At 65.8% G+C, this 16,156-nt stretch carries 19 protein-coding genes and 1 tRNA gene; 5 read left to right on the forward strand and 15 right to left on the reverse strand.

Annotated elements, in window-relative coordinates:
* Nucleotides 1-3 precede the first annotated feature (3 nt).
* The 3 genes from KBZ14_RS07830 to cbiD form a co-directional block, all read right to left on the reverse strand.
* On the reverse strand, nt 4-612 hold the full coding sequence (locus KBZ14_RS07830; RefSeq protein WP_255117764.1) for a DUF8672 family protein: 609 nt from the start codon (nt 610-612) through the stop codon (nt 4-6).
* A 58-nt stretch (nt 613-670) separates the two neighbouring features.
* Nucleotides 671-2,266, reverse strand: coding sequence for a glutamine-hydrolyzing GMP synthase (guaA, locus tag KBZ14_RS07835; RefSeq protein ID WP_255117765.1), 1,596 nt, complete (start codon nt 2,264-2,266; stop codon nt 671-673).
* 72 nt (nt 2,267-2,338) lie between these two features.
* On the reverse strand, nt 2,339-3,457 hold the full coding sequence (gene cbiD / locus KBZ14_RS07840; RefSeq protein WP_255117766.1) for a cobalt-precorrin-5B (C(1))-methyltransferase CbiD: 1,119 nt from the start codon (nt 3,455-3,457) through the stop codon (nt 2,339-2,341).
* Nucleotides 3,458-3,552: 95 nt separating this feature from the next.
* On the opposite strand from cbiD, the gene KBZ14_RS07845 reads away from it, so the two are divergent.
* The 3 genes from KBZ14_RS07845 to KBZ14_RS07855 all read left to right on the forward strand — a co-directional run bounded on the left by KBZ14_RS07845 (nt 3,553) and on the right by KBZ14_RS07855 (nt 6,262).
* Entirely contained in the window at nt 3,553-4,704 is a 1,152-nt protein-coding gene (locus tag KBZ14_RS07845; RefSeq protein WP_255117767.1) for a pyridoxal-phosphate-dependent aminotransferase family protein, read from the forward strand.
* A gap of 115 nt (nt 4,705-4,819) precedes the next feature.
* A tRNA-Gly gene (locus KBZ14_RS07850) sits at nt 4,820-4,891 on the forward strand.
* 126 nt (nt 4,892-5,017) lie between these two features.
* Nucleotides 5,018-6,262, forward strand: coding sequence for a site-specific integrase (locus KBZ14_RS07855; RefSeq protein WP_255117768.1), 1,245 nt, complete (start codon nt 5,018-5,020; stop codon nt 6,260-6,262).
* Between the two features lie 434 nt (nt 6,263-6,696).
* Here KBZ14_RS07855 and KBZ14_RS07860 read toward each other — a convergent pair whose 3' ends face one another.
* The 12 genes from KBZ14_RS07860 to KBZ14_RS07915 all read right to left on the reverse strand — a co-directional run bounded on the left by KBZ14_RS07860 (nt 6,697) and on the right by KBZ14_RS07915 (nt 12,939).
* Nucleotides 6,697-6,855 (reverse strand): hypothetical protein, encoded by a 159-nt coding sequence (locus tag KBZ14_RS07860; protein WP_255117769.1) that lies wholly within the window; start codon nt 6,853-6,855, stop codon nt 6,697-6,699.
* Between the two features lie 80 nt (nt 6,856-6,935).
* On the reverse strand, nt 6,936-7,706 hold the full coding sequence (locus tag KBZ14_RS07865) for a BRO-N domain-containing protein (RefSeq protein WP_255117770.1): 771 nt from the start codon (nt 7,704-7,706) through the stop codon (nt 6,936-6,938).
* Nucleotides 7,703-7,996 carry a hypothetical protein gene (locus KBZ14_RS07870; RefSeq protein ID WP_255117771.1) on the reverse strand — a complete coding sequence of 98 codons (294 nt, stop codon included), beginning with the start codon at nt 7,994-7,996 and terminating at the stop codon, nt 7,703-7,705. The genes KBZ14_RS07865 and KBZ14_RS07870 overlap by 4 nt, the downstream gene beginning before the upstream one ends.
* Complete coding sequence (locus tag KBZ14_RS07875) at nt 7,996-8,589, reverse strand: hypothetical protein (RefSeq protein ID WP_255117772.1); 594 nt, start codon at nt 8,587-8,589, stop codon at nt 7,996-7,998. Before KBZ14_RS07875 ends, KBZ14_RS07870 begins: the two co-directional genes overlap by 1 nt.
* Nucleotides 8,582-8,818 (reverse strand): hypothetical protein, encoded by a 237-nt coding sequence (locus tag KBZ14_RS07880; RefSeq protein WP_255117773.1) that lies wholly within the window; start codon nt 8,816-8,818, stop codon nt 8,582-8,584. Before KBZ14_RS07880 ends, KBZ14_RS07875 begins: the two co-directional genes overlap by 8 nt.
* A complete protein-coding gene (locus KBZ14_RS07885; protein ID WP_255117774.1) occupies nt 8,815-9,540 on the reverse strand; it encodes a hypothetical protein in 726 nt (241 codons plus the stop codon). Before KBZ14_RS07885 ends, KBZ14_RS07880 begins: the two co-directional genes overlap by 4 nt.
* A gap of 124 nt (nt 9,541-9,664) precedes the next feature.
* Nucleotides 9,665-10,360 carry a hypothetical protein gene (locus KBZ14_RS07890; RefSeq protein WP_255117775.1) on the reverse strand — a complete coding sequence of 232 codons (696 nt, stop codon included), beginning with the start codon at nt 10,358-10,360 and terminating at the stop codon, nt 9,665-9,667.
* A gap of 43 nt (nt 10,361-10,403) precedes the next feature.
* Nucleotides 10,404-10,583 (reverse strand): hypothetical protein, encoded by a 180-nt coding sequence (locus KBZ14_RS07895; protein ID WP_255117776.1) that lies wholly within the window; start codon nt 10,581-10,583, stop codon nt 10,404-10,406.
* Nucleotides 10,580-10,957 (reverse strand): VRR-NUC domain-containing protein, encoded by a 378-nt coding sequence (locus KBZ14_RS07900; RefSeq protein WP_255117777.1) that lies wholly within the window; start codon nt 10,955-10,957, stop codon nt 10,580-10,582. Before KBZ14_RS07900 ends, KBZ14_RS07895 begins: the two co-directional genes overlap by 4 nt.
* Nucleotides 10,958-10,978: 21 nt before the next feature.
* Nucleotides 10,979-11,248 (reverse strand): Txe/YoeB family addiction module toxin, encoded by a 270-nt coding sequence (locus KBZ14_RS07905; protein WP_255117778.1) that lies wholly within the window; start codon nt 11,246-11,248, stop codon nt 10,979-10,981.
* A complete protein-coding gene (locus KBZ14_RS07910) occupies nt 11,245-11,487 on the reverse strand; it encodes a type II toxin-antitoxin system Phd/YefM family antitoxin (RefSeq protein WP_255117779.1) in 243 nt (80 codons plus the stop codon). Before KBZ14_RS07910 ends, KBZ14_RS07905 begins: the two co-directional genes overlap by 4 nt.
* Before the next feature lie 21 nt (nt 11,488-11,508).
* Nucleotides 11,509-12,939 (reverse strand): DEAD/DEAH box helicase, encoded by a 1,431-nt coding sequence (locus tag KBZ14_RS07915; RefSeq protein ID WP_255117780.1) that lies wholly within the window; start codon nt 12,937-12,939, stop codon nt 11,509-11,511.
* Nucleotides 12,940-13,045: 106 nt separating this feature from the next.
* Here KBZ14_RS07915 and KBZ14_RS07920 point away from each other — a divergent pair, with 106 nt between their 5' ends.
* Both KBZ14_RS07920 and KBZ14_RS07925 read left to right on the forward strand, forming a co-directional pair.
* Nucleotides 13,046-13,249: a ribbon-helix-helix domain-containing protein gene (locus KBZ14_RS07920; RefSeq protein ID WP_255117781.1), complete on the forward strand. Its 204-nt coding sequence runs from the start codon at nt 13,046-13,048 to the stop codon at nt 13,247-13,249.
* 10 nt (nt 13,250-13,259) lie between these two features.
* On the forward strand, nt 13,260-15,932 hold the full coding sequence (locus KBZ14_RS07925; protein ID WP_255117782.1) for a primase-helicase zinc-binding domain-containing protein: 2,673 nt from the start codon (nt 13,260-13,262) through the stop codon (nt 15,930-15,932).
* Nucleotides 15,933-16,156 lie beyond the last annotated feature (224 nt).

A 16,156-nucleotide genomic window follows, 5' to 3' on the forward strand; every position in this document is an offset into this window, starting at 1 on the left:
CGCTCAGGGCTGGCGCTCGATGCCGGGCTGGACGATCTGCTGGCGGCAGAACTGCTGGCTCCCCAGCCACCAGCCACCAGCCCCAGCCAGCACCAGCAGGGCACTCATGGGCAGCAAGGCCTGGCGGGTCACGGGCAGGATCAGCCACTCGCCCCAATCCCGCACCACCCGCTCACGGTCGAAACGGCGGCGTTCGTTGTCCAGCTGCTGCTGGCGGCGCTTGAGCGACTTGGCCACCCAGCGCTCAAACGAGCGCTTCTTAGTGACAGCCATCTTGCGCTCCACTTCGAGCAAATGCCCCGCACTGAGCTCGGGGTTGAAGGTGCTGATCAGCTCCAGGCTCTTGAGGAACATCTCCACAGCGCCATCCTTGATGGCTGCGTCCTCCGGGGCGAGCAGATCCCAGGCCAGCTCGGGATAGAAGCGGGTGCGGTTGCTGCTGATCTGCTCCTCCGGCAGCTGGCCCGGCTCCCGCAACCAGCGGTCGGTGTTGGCGTCAAAACGCCGCCAGTAGAGGAAGGGATTGAGGTAAATAACCTTGCCAGCCAGCTCAATGCTGTCCTGCTGAAGACGGCGCTGCAGCTGGAGGTCCTGCTGAGGGGCGGCGGTCAAGGCACCAGGGCTGGGGGCCCCGAGGGTAACGGAGCCCATCGGGACCCGCCAGCTCAGCTCACTCCCATTCGATCGTGCCGGGGGGCTTGCTGGTGATGTCCAGCACCACCCGGTTCACGCCCTTCACCTCGTTCACGATGCGGTTGGAGATCGTCTCGAGCAGGTCATAGGGCAGGCGCGACCAATCGGCCGTCATCCCGTCTTCCGACGAGACACAGCGCAGCACGATCGGGAAGGCATAGGTGCGCTTGTCGCCCATCACCCCCACGCTGCGCACCGGCAGCAGCACCGCAAAGGCCTGCCAGATCTCGTTGTAGAGACCGGCCTCCTTCACCTCCTCGCGCACGATCAGATCGGCATCGCGCAGGATGTTCAGCTTCTCGCTGGTCACTTCCCCGAGGATGCGGATCGCCAGGCCTGGGCCTGGGAAGGGGTGGCGACCCACAATCTCCTGGGGCAGCCCCAAGCTGCGGCCCACCTTGCGCACCTCGTCCTTGAACAGGCGGCGCAGGGGCTCCACCAGCTTGAACTGCAGATCTTTGGGCAGGCCGCCCACGTTGTGGTGGCTCTTGATCTTCACCGCCACCCGCTCGCCGGTCTTGGGGTCCACGTTGGTGCCGGCGCTCTCGATCACATCGGGGTACAGGGTGCCCTGGGCGAGGTAGTCGAAGGGGCCGAGGCGCTTGCTCTCCTCCTCGAACACCCGGATGAACTCCGTGCCGATCAGCTTGCGCTTCTCTTCCGGATCTGTAACTCCATCGAGCTTGTTGATGAAGCGCTCGCGGGCATTGATGTATTCCACGTTGATGTGGAAGCGCTTGTCGAAGAACTCCACCAGGAACTCGGGCTCGCCTTTGCGCATGAAGCCCTGGTCGATGAACATGCAGGTGAGCTGATCCCCGATCGCCTTGTGCAACAGGAAGGCGAGGGTGGAGGAATCCACGCCGCCCGAGAGGGCCAGCAACACCCGCTTGTCGCCCACCTGCCGGCGCACGTCCTCGACGGCCTCATCGATGAAGGCGGCGGTGGTCCAATCGGCCTCACAACCACAGATGTGGTAAACGAAGTTGCGCAGCAGGGCCATACCGCAGCTGGAGTGCACCACCTCGGGGTGGAACTGCACGCCGTATAGGCGGCGCTGGTGGTCGGCAACGGCCGCCTCGGGCGTGTTGTCGGTGTGGGCTAACCGCACGAACCCCTCGGGCAGGCGCTCCACGGAATCGCCGTGGCTCATCCACATCGTTGAGCCGTCCTCCACGTTGGTGAGCAGGTCGATCGGGTCGTCCACGTGGAGCGGTGCCTTGCCGTATTCAGCGCGGCCGGCGGCCACCACCGAGCCCCCCAGCTGCTGCACCATCAGTTGCATGCCGTAGCAAACGCCAAGCACGGGAATGCCGAGGTTCCAGATCTCCGGATCACACACCGGCGCGTGCTCGGCGTACACGGAACTGGGGCCGCCGCTGAGGATGATGCCCCTGGGATTGATGGCCTTCAGCTCCTCGGCCGTGGTGCCGTACCCCATCACCAGGGAGAACACCTCGGTTTCCCGCACCCGCCGAGCAATCAGCTCCGAATACTGGGAACCGAAATCGAGGATCACGATCGCCGGATGGCGGTTCGTTTCACCGATGGCGGTGGGGGTCACGTCAGACATGTGAGCGAATCTCTATCTGCGCTCGTGGGCGTGCCGGCGGCGGTCGCCCGAGCAATCTCTTCACCCTAGATCTCAGGCCAGGAAGCCCCCCCAAAGCTGCTCAGCCACCGGCCCCCTGGCGCAGATGGAGCGGCGGCGGTCGAACAGGACGGCCCCTACCGCCATCCGCTCCTGTCCGTAGCGGGCCAGGTAGGCCTGGCTGCGCTGCTCCACGGCAGCAGCGATCCGGGCCCGCAACTGCTCGGCCGCAACAGGGTCCTGGGCGGCCAATCCAGCCAGAGCGGCCTCCACCGTGGGGGCGCCATGCAGGGCCTGAAGGCGCTCGAGCGGCAGCCCCTGCAGGGCCGCCAGCGCCGTGAGCACTTCGGCGCGGCCATCGGCCAGGTGGTGGTGGGTGTGGAAAATGCCGCCGGCCAGCTTGATCAACTTGCCCTGGTAGCCCAACAGCAGCAGCCGCCGCACCCCCTGCTCAGCGGCAGCCACCAGCAGCGGACCCAGCCAGTTACCCGCCTTGAGCAACAGCTCCGGCGCGAGTCCCAGCTGGGGTGCTAAGTCGAGGCCGTTCTCGCCGATCACCAGCACCAGCTGGTGGCGAAAGCCAGGAAGGTTGGCCCGTCGCTCCAACTCGGCGCGGGCCGCCGCCAGTTGATCCGGGGCGGCACTGCGCTGCACCTCAGCCTGGGTGCCGATCAGAGCCAGCCCATCCACCACGCCAAAGGCGGCATTGCTGGTGCGCTCCGCCAGGCGGCGGCCGGCGGGAAAAATCAGGCGCAGGTGCAGGGCGCGGCCCTCGGGCAGTAGGGGCCGCAGGTTGCACTCCAGCAGCTCCCGCGCGAAGGCGGAGAGGCAGAGGCTGCGGGATTCGGCATGGACCCCCACGCCCTCGCCGGCCTCGAGCTGCAGCCACGGCTCACCAGCCACCAGCGGGCACCAGGAGGCCTCCACCCACACCACCAGGCCCCGGGTGAGGTCGAGGCCATCCCCGGGCTCGCAGCGGGCCACCGCCAGGGCTCGGCCGCTGTCCAGCGGCGCCGCGGCCACCACCGGCACCAGCACCACGCGGGGCTGCCTGATCTGGGGATCGAGCCAGAGGGGCTGCTCAGCCTCAAAGGCCTCCCCCCGCAACTGGGCCACCGCCGCCCGGGCCGCCGCCGCCACCCACACGGGCAGGGTGTAGCCCTGGTCAGCCATGGCTGTCGCCTCGAAGCACCGTCACAGCTGGGACCAGAACACCGTTTTTTATGTTGGTCGATTGCGCCGCAGCGGCGACCGCCCGCCCCCTACCCATGCAGGACAAACTCACCCTGATGATCCCCGGCCCCACCCCGGTGCCGGAAAGCGTCCTGCTGGCGATGAGCCGCCACCCAATTGGCCACCGCAGCGCCGACTTCCAGAAGATCGTCAAGCGGACCACCGAGCAGCTGCAGTGGCTGCATCAGACCAGCAACGACGTGCTGGTGATCACCGGCAGCGGCACCGCCGCCATGGAAGCCGGAATCATCAACGTGCTCAGCAAAGGCGACACGGTGCTCTGCGGCGACAACGGCAAGTTCGGCGAGCGCTGGGTGAAGGTGGCCCAGGCCTATGGCCTGAACGTGCAGGTGATCAAGGCCGAGTGGGGCCAACCCCTGGATCCGGAGGCCTTCCGCGCCGCCCTAGAGGCCGACACGGCCAAGGCGATCAAGGCCGTGATCCTCACCCACTCGGAAACCTCCACGGGCGTGATCAACGACCTGGAAACCATCGCCAGGCACGTGAAGGCCCACGGCACGGCCCTCACCATCGCCGACTGCGTCACCAGCCTGGGCGCCTGCAGCGTGCCCATGGATGCCTGGGGCATCGACGTGATTGGCTCCGGCTCCCAGAAGGGCTACATGATGCCGCCGGGCCTGGCCTTCGTGGCCATGAGCGACCGGGCCTGGGCCGCCGCTGAGCGCTCTGACCTGCCGAAGTTCTATCTAGATCTGGCCAAATACCGGAAATCTGCGAAGGCCGACAGCAACCCCTTCACCCCGGCTATCAATCTCTATTTCGCCCTCGAGGCGGCCCTGGAGATGATGCAGGCCGAAGGCCTGGAGGCGATCTTCGCCCGCCATGCCCGCCACCGCGCTGCGGCCCAGGCCGGCATGAAGGCCATGGGTCTGCCCCTCTACGCCGCCGAGGGCCATGGCAGCCCCGCGATCACCGCCGTGGCGCCCGACGGCATCGATGCGGAGGCCCTGCGCAAGGCGGTGAAGGAGCGCTTCGACATCCTCTTGGCCGGCGGCCAGGACCACCTCAAGGGCAAGGTGTTCCGCATCGGCCACCTGGGCTTCGTGTGCGATCGCGACGTACTCACCGCCGTGGCCGCCATCGAGGCCACCCTGCAGAACCTGGGGTTGCATAAGGGCACCATGGGAGCCGGCGTGGCCGCCTGCGCTGCCGCGCTGACGGCCTGACCCCAACGGCCATGGGCGTCCACCCCGCCGAGAGGTAGATCATGGACGCCCTTCCCGAACGACCCCGGACCTCGGGGCCAACCCAGCCATCGCTTCCTTGCTAGAGTGATGCAATGCGGGTGTAATTCAGCGGTAGAATGTCAGCTTCCCAAGCTGAACGTCGCCGGTTCGAGCCCGGTCACCCGCTTGTAGTCCAGGACTGAGAAATCCTCAGAAAAGCCAGTCTGGCACTGGCTTTAGGGCTGCCAGCGGCTGACTGCTCCTGACAGGCCGTGCCAGGCTGTAGGGCCGACCTTCTCACAGACCTTCTCACATGGCTGAGGCAGCCCCCTGGGAGATCGCCATCCGCGTCGAGACGGCTCATGCCCTGTCCCGCAAGGGATGTCCGAGGGGTTGGGCCCTCACAGAGCACCGAGGCTTCGCCAGGCTCAACATCACCGCCAAAGCGGGCGGCGGCAAGCGGCGTCAGTTACAACTTCCAATCCCCTGGCACTTCGATCACGCCAAGAAGATTGGCGAGGCGGTTTGCAAGATCTATGACGACTTCAACAGCGGAATAGAGCCAGAACTATCGGTAAAGACGATCACTAATACATCAGCAGAGGAGCTAGGTGCCGGGGCTACTATCAACCAAAAGGCCAGTCTTGAGCATCAGATAGACTGGAATAGGTTGATCGGACGCTATCGCGAGTACAAAATCCGCAGCGGCGAAATCAAGGACTCGACCTGGACCAGGGTGCATCGGCACCACATGAAGCTGGTTCTGGAAGCCTTCGCCACCCGTCAGCCACCCCGAAGCGCCACCCAGCTGCTGGATCGGCTCACCCTTCACTGGGCGGACAAGCCCGGTGGGCGGACCAGGCAGATTCAGATGCAGGCCACCTCGGCCCTGCTCCGCTGGGCGGTGGCCCAGGGCCAGCTCCCGGCAGCCAACTGGGAGCCACCAACCGACCTGAGCCCCTTCGTGGGGCGGTCACGCTCCGCGAAAGCAGTCACCACCCCCCTGGAGGTGGGTCACATCCTGGCTTTGGTGCGGGCTTTACCCGACCCGCGTTGGCGACTGGCCTTCCAGCTGATGGCCGCCTACGGACTACGCCCCGAGGAGCTCCAGCACCTGCAGCTACGCGATGGGCGCCTGTGGTGCACCTATGAAAAGGTGGCCTCCCGCGGCAAGACCAAACCTCGCACCCTGCGGCTGCTGCCCTGTGATGACTGGGCAGCCGACTGGAAGCTGGCCGAGCAGTTCTGCCCTGGCGATCTCCCACCGATGCGTTCTGGCTTCTGCGGCAATGACATCAGGCAGTACCTGCACCGACGCCCCCTCTGGAACAAGCTCCGGCAGGAGTACGAAGCCAAGGGCGAGAAGCTCGTGCCCTACTCCTGCCGGCACGGCTACGCCCACCGGGCCCACGTGATCTGCGACCTGCCGCCCAAGGTGGTGGCCGTGGCGATGGGCCACAGCGTGCAGACCCACCTCGCGGCCTACAGCCGCTGGTGCGGGGATGACGTGGTGGATGATGCTTTTGAAAAATCGGCCCTACGAATGAGAAGATCTTGATCGGAGATCAGAAGGCATTCTCTTGTGGCGCACGAGAAAAACGCCAATACCGTGACTTGCCCAATCGAACACCTTCTAATCTGCCCGATCCCTGACCGAGGGGATCTACGTCTGAACAGCCATAATAGACATCATAGACATAGGAGTATTCTATAATGACCCGCCCGGACTCAACTGCCAGATCCTCCAGTTGCAAGTCATCTGGATCTACATTGACGTCCTGCCCAGAGATATCCTCGTCGAATGACAGGTAGTCGAATAGCTCTCTTCTAAGTCGAAGTCTGAAGTAATGACTCAGTCCGTCCCCGCCAGGATTCTTGATTGTGCTCAAGCGTGGGATTTCAAGATCTAAATATGCCGGTTCCTGACTTCCATCTAATGAATACATTTTGTGCCAGCCTGAGACGCAAGATTCCAGGTCCGGATTGTAGGTCTTACAGGTTTCTGCGGCTCCAGCCGGTGATGGTGGCCTCCACATTCTCCAGGTGCCACTGAAGCGGCCCCCGGCCCTGGGTACAGCCCCAGCGGCGGTAGTGCTTGCCGGGCTGGAGCACCCCCCGCAGCCTTAGCTGGCGGAGGGTTTCACGGCTCATGCACAGCGCTGTGCAGGCTTCTGCAGTCGTCACCCAGACCCTCTGACGACCGGATGTTGCTGGTGCGGACTGACTCTCCATCAGCTCAGGTCCCGCAAGAGGTCAACCACGGCGGGATTCCAGAGAATCTGGTAACCGCTGTGTCCATGGCGGCAGTAGGGCATGGCTTCGGCCCACTCGTGACCCCGCTTCGTCAGCTCCCACTCGTCGCGAGCATTGCGGGTCTGCAACCCGCATGCCGCCAGGTGCTGGTTCATCACCCGGGCCGACATGCCCACCTTCCGACCCAGCTGAGTGGCATTCAGCGAACAGATGGGCTCTTCTGCAGCCGGCAAGGCACGGCGCAGGGTCTCCACCGCCAGGCCGGTGTTTTCCTGGATGCAGTTGAGGGTGGCAGCCATGGCGATCCCTGCCTTCACGCCGGGGAGCCGTGCGATGGCTTGACCGATCAGGAGAAGAGCACCAACGCCGTCTTGCTTCTCTGAGGGCAACGGTGCCGGAGCAGGGACGGTACCCGGCACGGCGTAGCTCCCTGTTCGACGGATTGCCGGAAGCACTTCGTGAGTCACCCAGCGCTTGAACCGGTGTGCCTCCTTTTTGCGACTGCCCAGAACCAGGTTGTACATCCCTGGCTCATTCACGATCGTCATGACCTGTTCGCCACCAGGGGTGTGAATTGAACTCACACCCTTCTCGTCGCCATCAAGCCGCTCCAAGGCCTTGCGGTCGAGGGCGAGTGAGGCAAGCAGATCAGCTGCCACGAACCAAGGATCACCCAGCTCATCGCTGATGACCCGGATCTGGCGGCCCTCGTACTCAAAGGGCACTAGGGAAGACGTGTTGTTGTTCATCGGTCTGAAATCGGTGAGGCGGTGACAGGCCCGTTGATGGCCGAGCTGGGATCGGGTTCGGGGCGGAAGTGGTTGGTGACGGTGGCCGATGACAACCGCGGCGGCACGGGCCCAGCGATCACCAGCAGCAGGGTGCTGAGCTGAAACACCAACCCCAGCAAGACCAGCAGGCGCAAGTTGGCGATGCTGCTGGCCGTGACCGTGACGACTGGCCGGCGGCTCCGGCAGAAGGCAGGCAATTGGGGACGGGGCCCGGCGGCCCCGTTGCTGCGCACGTGTGGCGAGGCCATCAGAAGGGGGCCTCGTCATCGTCATCAACGGCCCAACCTGTAGTGCTTGCGGTCTCCGTGGCACTACCGGTGGTGTAGCCATCGAGCTCATCGAAACCATCGGTGGGGTCGACCTGCTCGTAGGGCACGAACTCGACGACCTGAACGGCACGTGGCTGGAAGGTCATGCCGCAGCCGTTCTCCCCGTCCCAGTCGTAAATATCGAAGGCGACGATCACCTTGGAGCCGTTGCCGATGGCGGCCCCATCCCAGGGCTGCTTTTTGGCATCGACGATGCGGGGACCCTCAGAGAGGGAGCCATCGCGCCTCTGGAACTGCGGCACCTTGAAGCGCACCACCGTGATCTCGCTGGGCTTCTCCTTGTCGGGCTTCCAGGGGAAGCCCTTCTCGGCCCGTCGCTTGCGGCTGCCATGCAGGGCGATGAACTGGTCTTCCATCGCCAGCAGGAAGGACTGGGCCTTCTCATTGCTGTTGGGAAGCAGCAGATCGGCGGTCCAGGCCTTGGGTTTGCTCTTGTCGAGCTGGTGCCTTGGGGTGATCAGGTGGGCCCAGCGCACTTCGGCGAGGGGCGTGCGGAAGATGTCCTTAGCCATGGGTTGAATCGGGGTAAACGGAGGAAATGGGCTGTTGATCGAACGGGGGAAGGGGCGGCAGGCCAAAGCGCTCGCGCAGCAGGTGATGCACCGCTCCGCTGGCCGAGAGGTTGTGGCGCTCCATCACTTCCCGGACTCGCAGGTAGACGTCGGTGCGCACCTGGGTCTGGATGAAGTGGCGGCCGGCCACCGAGCGGGGCTGCTCGCCGTAGCGACGAAGGCCTTTCATGGCTCCACCGGCGCCGCGGCGCCATCGAGGCCTTGTTCTTCGCACTCCTCCAGGAAGTGATCGATGAAGGCGGCGTGCTGGTGCTGGGTGATGCGATCGCCGATGGAGCGGGCATTGCGTGGCACCTGGAAGTGCTCGCGGAAGGCCTTGGTCAACGCCTGACGCCCGGCCTGGGGCAGGGCGAGGATTCGCTGGTGGGTGGCCTCGATCTCCTGGGGCGTGAGCGGCTCCAGTGCGACATCAAGGTCCGCAGGATGACCCGGCTCCTCCTGCGGAGCAGGGGAGGGCTGAGCCGATTCGTCATTGACAACGTCATCCACGAGCTCGGCCTGCTCTTTCGTCTCAGCCTCTACAGGCCGAGCCTGTTTGGCCAAGGGGATGCCCAGCAGCATGGCCAACATCCAGCCGGCGGCCTGCGGCAAGTCGTCGACCTCGTCGGCCCACTCCTCGCTGGTGACCTCAGCACCGCCAGCGTGCATCACGGTGACCCGCAGCTTGTTGCGTCCGCGGACGTCAACCAGCTGGGCGGAGAAAGCAATGCCGGAGGCGAAAGCCGGCCTGGCTGCTTCGACCACGGCAGCCAGATCAAGGGATGGAACGGCCTGCACCTGTTCCTGGAAGGAGGCCAGGGCGGCCGTGAGCGCGCGCTCAGCGCTGCCCTTTTCCTCGAGCAGTTCAAGAGCGTCGGTTGGCACGCCTGCGCGTGCGGGGGATTGCGTCATGGCAACTGAGAGGCGGGCTTGTGCCCGCTGGCCTGAGCTTAGCGGCTAGCTAACGCAAGGCGCAACCCTTGACCGCCCTCGGAATCGTCCGGGGTTGGCTTGGGCCTCTGCTGTGGCGGGTCCGCTAGGCGGCCAGGTCTCTCTGCTCCCAGGCGTTGATCCACTGTTCGGGCAGGAACTCCTCGCCATCCACCCAGAGTTGAGCCAGCTCTACCGAGCTGTAGTCGTCGATGGCCAGCACTTCCGAGAAACGCTTCTGGTGCTCCTTCGGTGCACTCTTGACCAGCTGCTCCAGGGTCTGGGTGACGTCGAGCCCGCCTTCCTTGATCACGCGGCGCACGTGCTGGCGCCATTTCTGACAGATCTCCTCGGCCCGCTTGGATGTCAGGGTCGGCGCGGGCGCTGCTTGAAAGGCCCTGGGCACCGGCACATAGCCGATGTAGCAGCTCCAGAAATCGACGGCATCCCAGAGCTTGTCGTCTTCGCCCCGCAGGGGCTCCGCATCCTTCAGCTGGTCCTTCAACCGCTGGGACTTGACCGGTCCCCAATCCTTCTCCGCCAGGCGACGGTTGAGCTCCTCGAGCTGGAAGAAGGCCTTCTGGCGCAGCTCACCGGCCTTGCCCTGCTCGATCACCGAGAGGTTGCCGTAGGAGATCACCTCAAACTCGGCCTCCGTGCCCCATTCGCAGGCGGTGTACTGGGTCCAGCCGTTACGGCGCCGCCAGTTGAGCAGCATCTTCCCGAAGGCTCTGCGGGACTCGTCCTGCCAGTCCAGGACGGCCTGGTAGGTGCGCTTGACGAGCTTCTTTGCTTGTGCCATAGCCCAATCCTACGCAATCCTTGGCACTGCTAGCCATAGCTTGTTACAGCTTGGTGGGCTGCTTTCGGTGGTTTCCTGGCTCGGCCAAGAGCTGTTTGACCTGTTGGCCGGTGAGAACCCGGCCCGTCTGGGCCTGGAAGCGCAGGGCCAGCGTGTAGGGATGGATGCCGGGATGGAGGTGGGCCAGGGCCTGCAGCTGCCTGCGGAGTTCGGGCCGGTTCATTCGCTTGGCCCTCCTGCAGGATCGAGGTCCAGGAGCGCCTGGGCCTGCTCGATTGACCGGCAGACGGCTGCCACTCCGCCGAGCTGCTGCACGAGCTGCAGAAAGGCCCGCTGCTCAGGGCTGACGGTTCCGCTCTCCGTCTTGACCTCCAGGGCAACGAACTGGGCGACCCGCTGGCCGACCATCTCTGGAGTGATCTCCAGCGAGCGCAGGCCGATCAGGTCGCTGCTGCCCTTGCACAACCCAAAGCGCACAAAGCGCCCCTGCTGATCGACCAGGGCGCCGGTGTTGTTGCGCCAGAGCCGCACCGCGCCGCGACCGCAGGCCAGGCGGATGAGCTGCTGGATCTCATGTTCGCTGGGGGAGGAGGCCATGCCTCCTGTTGCCGGGCGGGGCTACTCGTAGTGGCTCCAGAGGCGCAGCACCTTCACGATCTGCTCTTCCTCCAGCACCTGATACACGAGGCGGTGCTGGATGTTGATGCGCCTTGAGCAGGCCCCTCGCAGATCGCCGACCAGGGACTCGTAGGGAGGGGGCTGCAGATAGGGGTCAACGGCCAGGATGTCCAGCAGGGCCTGAGCTTTCTGCTTGAGAGCAGGGGATGCGGAAGCGAGTTTGCGAGCGTCCTTCTGGGCCTGCTTGGTGAAGAGGACCGTCCAGCTCACCAGCCCGGTTCGCTGCTCAGTTCGCTCACCTCAGTGGCCATGCCTTCAAGGATCGACTCACGCATGCCAGGGATCGAGACCAGATGCAGGGTTTCCTGGATGGCGCGCCAGTCGTCCTGGGACAGCAGCACAGCGCTGCTCCGCTTGCCGGTGATCTGCACCGGCTCGTGGGACTGCCCCACCTCATCGATCAGTGCATAGAGCCGCTTGCGGGCTTCTGTGGCTGACACGGTGGTCATGGCATGGCTCTCACCCGTACGTCAAAGCGTACTGCCCTTGTCCTTGTTGTGCTGCCTGGCCGCCCACACGTGCCTGGCCCAGCCCGGCTTGTAGCCGCGCTCCTGCTCTCGCTGCAGCAGCTGCTCAAAGGTGCGGCAGCCGGCTGATGGCGACTTACGGCGTGGCCGAAGCTGCTGGGACTTCGGCCGGTGGCGGGCTGCGCCCGTGACTTCAACCAGCTCGCCCTCCAGCTGCTGCAAGCCGCGCCGCTGCTCATCGCGCTCGTCCGTGAGGAAGAGATGGCCGCAATCAGGGCAGAGCTGAGCGGCGCTGGGGCAGCTGCAGAAGCAGACCGGACAGTCCTTGATCGGGATCGAGACGCCCTCGCGCCGGCGGCGGCCGGCCAGGTTCCACTCGCGTTCATCGGTGGGCAGGCCATGGCGATGGGCGTTGCCGACGTGATCGAGGATCACCGCTTCCTGCTTCCCCGGCGCGGGCCGCAGGGCGCGGCCCACCATCTGCAGGTAGAGCGACAAGGAAGCCGTGGGGCGCATCAGGATCGCGCCGCCGACCGAGGGGATGTCGGTGCCCTCGGAAATGATCATGCAGCTGCTGAGGACCTCCACCTCGCCGGTGGCGAGCCCGGCGATCAGGCGTTTGCGCTCCTCGGCTGGGGTGGCGCCGCTCACCGCCGCGGCCCGGATTCCCGCAGCGCGGAAGGCCGCGGCCAGCTGCTCGGCATGCTCGATCGTGCAGCAGAAGCAGATGGCCGTGCCCGGGTGGAGCCGGCGGTGGTAGTGCGACACCGCATCACCAATCGCGGCCCGGTCCCCGAAGGCGCGTGCCGCCTGCTCCAGGTCGAACTCGCCCATGCGGCGTCGCAGTTTGCTGTTCCTGGCACCCGGCCAAGAGAAGACCCGCGGTCTGGCCAGCCAGCCTTGCTCGACCAGCCAGGCCGCTGAGGGCCCCAGCACCAGGGCCTCGAAATAGCCGCCGGCTTCCACTCCTAACCCTTTGCCGTCGAGGCGTTCGGGGGTGGCGGTTTTGCCGATCAGATGGGCCTCAGGCCAGGCGTGGATGATCCGGCCCCAACTGTTGCCGACCACTAGGTGGTGGGCCTCGTCCTGAATGATCAGATCCGGCGGCGGCAGCTGCTCCAGCCGCCGGACCACGGTCTGCACCGAGCCCACGGCGACCTGCCGGCCCTGTAGCCGGAGGCCCGGGGCGACCACATCTGGCTCCAGCCCCCAGGCCCACACGGTGCCTGTGAGCTGCTCGATCAGTTCGGCCCGGTGGGCCAGCACCAGAACCCGCCGGCCCTTGGCCGCTGCTCCCTGAACGATGGCGCCGATGGTCTGGCCCTTGCCCGCGCCGGTGGGCATGACGGCGCAGACCCGCCGGTGGACCTTGAGGGCGGCGCGGAGATCGGCCAGCAGCTGCTGCTGGTACTCGCGCAGGACGATCGGGGCCATCAGGATCACAGGCGACCGGGACAGGGGCTAGCCGCTGGCCTTCTTTGGCTCAGCCTAGCGAGAGCTGGCCCAGGACATTAGGCTGTAGTTCACGAGCAGAGTTCCCATGTCCGACTACGCCCTGCCGGTGAGTGTCTCGATCACCCAAGAGCAACTGGCCTGGCTGGATGCACGCCGTCGGCACGGCTCCCTGAGTCGCTCAGCCGCACTGCGTCAGGTGCTCGACGCGGTGATCCACCGTGAGGCCCTGGTTGCCGTGCCGGACCGCGGGTCTACAGCGAGCGAGGCGGTGGCTGGCCAGGGTTGGTGAGTTACGCCCCATGGCTTCTGATGCCATTGCAGCGGCACGGGGCCGCTGGCCGGAGATCCTTGCTGCTCTGGCAGGACTGAGCGACGCGGAACTGAACGATCGCCATCAGCCCTGCCCGCTCTGTGCTGGCACGGATCGCTACCGCTTTGACGACAAGGACGGCAGCGGCTCCTGGTTCTGCAATCAGTGCGGCGGCAAGGACCAGCGCGGTGGTGCCGGTTCAGGCATGGACCTGCTGATGCGCCGGCAAGGCTGGAGCTTTGTGGAGGCCGCCCGGCAGGTGGAGGCCTTCCTCGGCCTGGTGCCGGATGGCCAGCACAGCCCAGCCAGCCAGAGCCCAGGCCGTAGCGGCAAACCCTGGCGGATGCCCGAGAAGCCGCCTGCCGATGCCCCGCCGCCGCCGTTGAACCGCGGGGCCACCGCCCAGTGGGCCTACCGCAACGCCAACGGTGAGGTGCTGTTCTGGATCCAGCGGATCCGGCTGCGCAGCGGCGGCAAGGCCTTCCTGCACCGCGTCTGGCTCGATGGGGACTGGCATCGCCCCAGCCGTCGCGACCCCTTCTCCTGCGACTGGCCCACCCCCAGGCCGCTCTACGGACTGCCGGATCTGCTGCAACGCCCCGAGGCACCGGTGTTGGTTGTGGAAGGGGAGGGCACCGCCGATGCAGCCGCCCGCCTGTTCCCTCAACACGTGGTGCTCACCTGGGCCAACGGTTCCAAGGCGATCGCCAAGGCGGACTGGACGCCACTGGCCGGCCGTTTGGTGACGCTCTGGCCCGATGCCGATACCGCCGGCCAGGCAGCGATGCAGAGCCTGGCCGCCCTGCTGCAACCCCTCGAGTGCCAGCTGCAGCTGGTGGCGCTGCCCAAAGACCTGCCACAGGGCTGGGACCTGGCAGATGCCGACTGGACACCACGGCAGGCCGCTCGGCAGTTGGCCAAAGCGGCCAAGCCGTGGGCTGCGCCGGAGGCTGGTGGCGATGGCCCTGATGGGGAAGCCCAAGGCGACGACAACGGGGAGGTGACGGGTGGAGCAGAGGATCTCAGTCCAGCGGCACCCGTGCCAACGACTCCTCGCCCCCAGGCACCCTTTCTGTGCCTCGGCTACGACGCCGAGGCGAACTTCTACCAACCGGGCAGCACCGGTCAGGTAATCCGTCTGCCCCGCGGCTCACACACCGCCACCCACCTGGTAGCCCTGGCGCCGCTGGAGTACTGGGAGACCCTCTACCCCAGCCGCACCGGCGTGAACTGGCCGGCAGCGGCCAGCGACCTTCACAGGAGCTCCGCCTCCATGGGGATCTTCGCGGTGGAGCGCATCCGCGGGCGCGGGGCCTGGTGGGATGAGGGCCGCACCGTGCTGCACCTCGGCGATCGACTGATCACCCCCGAGGGGGAGCAGCCGATCACCCGACCGTTCCGTTCGCGGCACATCTACCAGCGCCTCAAGCGCCTGGAGGGCCCCTGCGGCGTTGAGCCCCTGACCGTGGCGGAGGCCGCGGTGATCGTGGGCATCGCCAACCGCTTCCGCTGGGAGGTGCCTGCCTCCGGTACCCTGCTGCTCGGTTGGGTGGTGCTCGCTCCCATCTGCGGTGCCCTGCGCTGGCGCCCCCACCTCTGGCTCACCGCCGGCGCCGGCTCTGGGAAGAGCCAGATCCTCGATCGCTTCGTGGCGCCGCTGCTTGGTGATCTGAGCCTGGTGGTGGTGGGCGCCACCACGGAGGCGGGCCTGCGCCAGACCATCTGCTCGGACGCCGTGCCGGTGGTCTTCGATGAGGCGGAGAGCAACGAGAAGGGCGACCAGCAGCGGATGCAGGCGATCCTCTCGTTGGCGCGAGTGGCCAGTAGCGAGAGCAGCGCCGAGATGCTCAAGGGTTCCCCCAGCGGTGATGTCAGCCGCTACAGGGTGCGCTCGATGTTCCTGATGTCATCGATCGCCACCGCCCTCAGGCAGGGCGCCGACAAGAGCCGCTTCGCGCAGTTGACCCTGCGCAGCCCCACTGAGATGGCCAAGGAGGAGCGAGAGGCCCACTGGCAGAGCCTCGATCGCGACCTCGAACGCCACATCACCCCGGAGCTGGCTCAACGGCTGATCGCCCGCACCGTGTCGCTGATCCCAGTGATTCGGCAGTCGGTCGTGGTGTTCTCCTCTGCTGCGGCCCGCCACTTTGACTCCCAGCGCCTCGGCGATCAGTACGGCACCTTGATGGCCGGCGCCTGGTCGCTGCTCAGTGATGCGGTGCCCACCCAGCAGGAGGCGGAGGAGTGCATCAATTACCACAACTGGGAGAGCTACAGCCAGAGCACTGAAGTTCCCGATGAGGCCCGCTGCATCCAGACGATCCTGCAGCGGCAGGTGCGGGTGGAGACCGATGACAAGCCCGTCACCCGCACCATCGGCGAACTGGTGGAGCTGGCCGCCTGCCACAGCAGCTGCATCGACGTAAGCCCTGGCCTGGCAGCCCAGACCCTGGGCCGCCATGGCCTGCGGGTGGATCAGGAGCGCCTGTTGGTGAGCAACACCGCCAAGGCCATCGAGCAATTCCTCGCCGAGACCGCCTGGCAGAACAGCTGGCCGGTGGTGCTGCTGCGCTTGGCCGGCGCGCAGCGGGCTGGACCGGTGCGCTTCTGCGGCGCTGGCATGGTCAGCCGTGCGGTCGCCATTCCCCTGAGCGTGGTGTAACCAGCAGCCGTTACAAAACGGCCAGACATAACAGCAGCGGTCACGCCCAAATCCGCTGCCCCGCAGTCGCTTTTAGCCGCTGTAACGATGTAACGCTTTTTGGAGCACATAGAGCCTCTTAGATATTTACAGACGAATGCACACGCTCTTGGTTTGGTACTGCTGCTTGCTAATGCTTCTATATCTGAAAAAGGGTTACATCGTTACAGGCACCCCCAGAAACC

Origin of the sequence: Synechococcus sp. HJ21-Hayes, assembly GCF_024345835.1 — a bacterium.
Classification (GTDB): domain Bacteria; phylum Cyanobacteriota; class Cyanobacteriia; order PCC-6307; family Cyanobiaceae; genus Vulcanococcus.

Coding starts and splice junctions, on each gene's coding strand:
- KBZ14_RS07845 (WP_255117767.1), top strand. CDS start 3,553: ATGCAGGACAAACTCACCCTGATGATCCCCGGCCCCACCCCGGTGCCG.
- KBZ14_RS07890 (WP_255117775.1), bottom strand. CDS start 10,360: ATGGCACAAGCAAAGAAGCTCGTCAAGCGCACCTACCAGGCCGTCCTG.
- KBZ14_RS07865 (WP_255117770.1), bottom strand. CDS start 7,706: ATGAACAACAACACGTCTTCCCTAGTGCCCTTTGAGTACGAGGGCCGC.
- KBZ14_RS07855 (WP_255117768.1), top strand. CDS start 5,018: ATGGCTGAGGCAGCCCCCTGGGAGATCGCCATCCGCGTCGAGACGGCT.
- KBZ14_RS07920 (WP_255117781.1), top strand. CDS start 13,046: ATGTCCGACTACGCCCTGCCGGTGAGTGTCTCGATCACCCAAGAGCAA.
- KBZ14_RS07870 (WP_255117771.1), bottom strand. CDS start 7,996: ATGGCCTCGCCACACGTGCGCAGCAACGGGGCCGCCGGGCCCCGTCCC.
- KBZ14_RS07895 (WP_255117776.1), bottom strand. CDS start 10,583: ATGAACCGGCCCGAACTCCGCAGGCAGCTGCAGGCCCTGGCCCACCTC.
- KBZ14_RS07925 (WP_255117782.1), top strand. CDS start 13,260: ATGGCTTCTGATGCCATTGCAGCGGCACGGGGCCGCTGGCCGGAGATC.
- KBZ14_RS07900 (WP_255117777.1), bottom strand. CDS start 10,957: ATGGCCTCCTCCCCCAGCGAACATGAGATCCAGCAGCTCATCCGCCTG.
- KBZ14_RS07915 (WP_255117780.1), bottom strand. CDS start 12,939: ATGGCCCCGATCGTCCTGCGCGAGTACCAGCAGCAGCTGCTGGCCGAT.
- KBZ14_RS07885 (WP_255117774.1), bottom strand. CDS start 9,540: ATGACGCAATCCCCCGCACGCGCAGGCGTGCCAACCGACGCTCTTGAA.
- KBZ14_RS07880 (WP_255117773.1), bottom strand. CDS start 8,818: ATGAAAGGCCTTCGTCGCTACGGCGAGCAGCCCCGCTCGGTGGCCGGC.
- guaA (WP_255117765.1), bottom strand. CDS start 2,266: ATGTCTGACGTGACCCCCACCGCCATCGGTGAAACGAACCGCCATCCG.
- KBZ14_RS07860 (WP_255117769.1), bottom strand. CDS start 6,855: ATGAGCCGTGAAACCCTCCGCCAGCTAAGGCTGCGGGGGGTGCTCCAG.
- KBZ14_RS07910 (WP_255117779.1), bottom strand. CDS start 11,487: ATGACCACCGTGTCAGCCACAGAAGCCCGCAAGCGGCTCTATGCACTG.
- KBZ14_RS07875 (WP_255117772.1), bottom strand. CDS start 8,589: ATGGCTAAGGACATCTTCCGCACGCCCCTCGCCGAAGTGCGCTGGGCC.
- cbiD (WP_255117766.1), bottom strand. CDS start 3,457: ATGGCTGACCAGGGCTACACCCTGCCCGTGTGGGTGGCGGCGGCGGCC.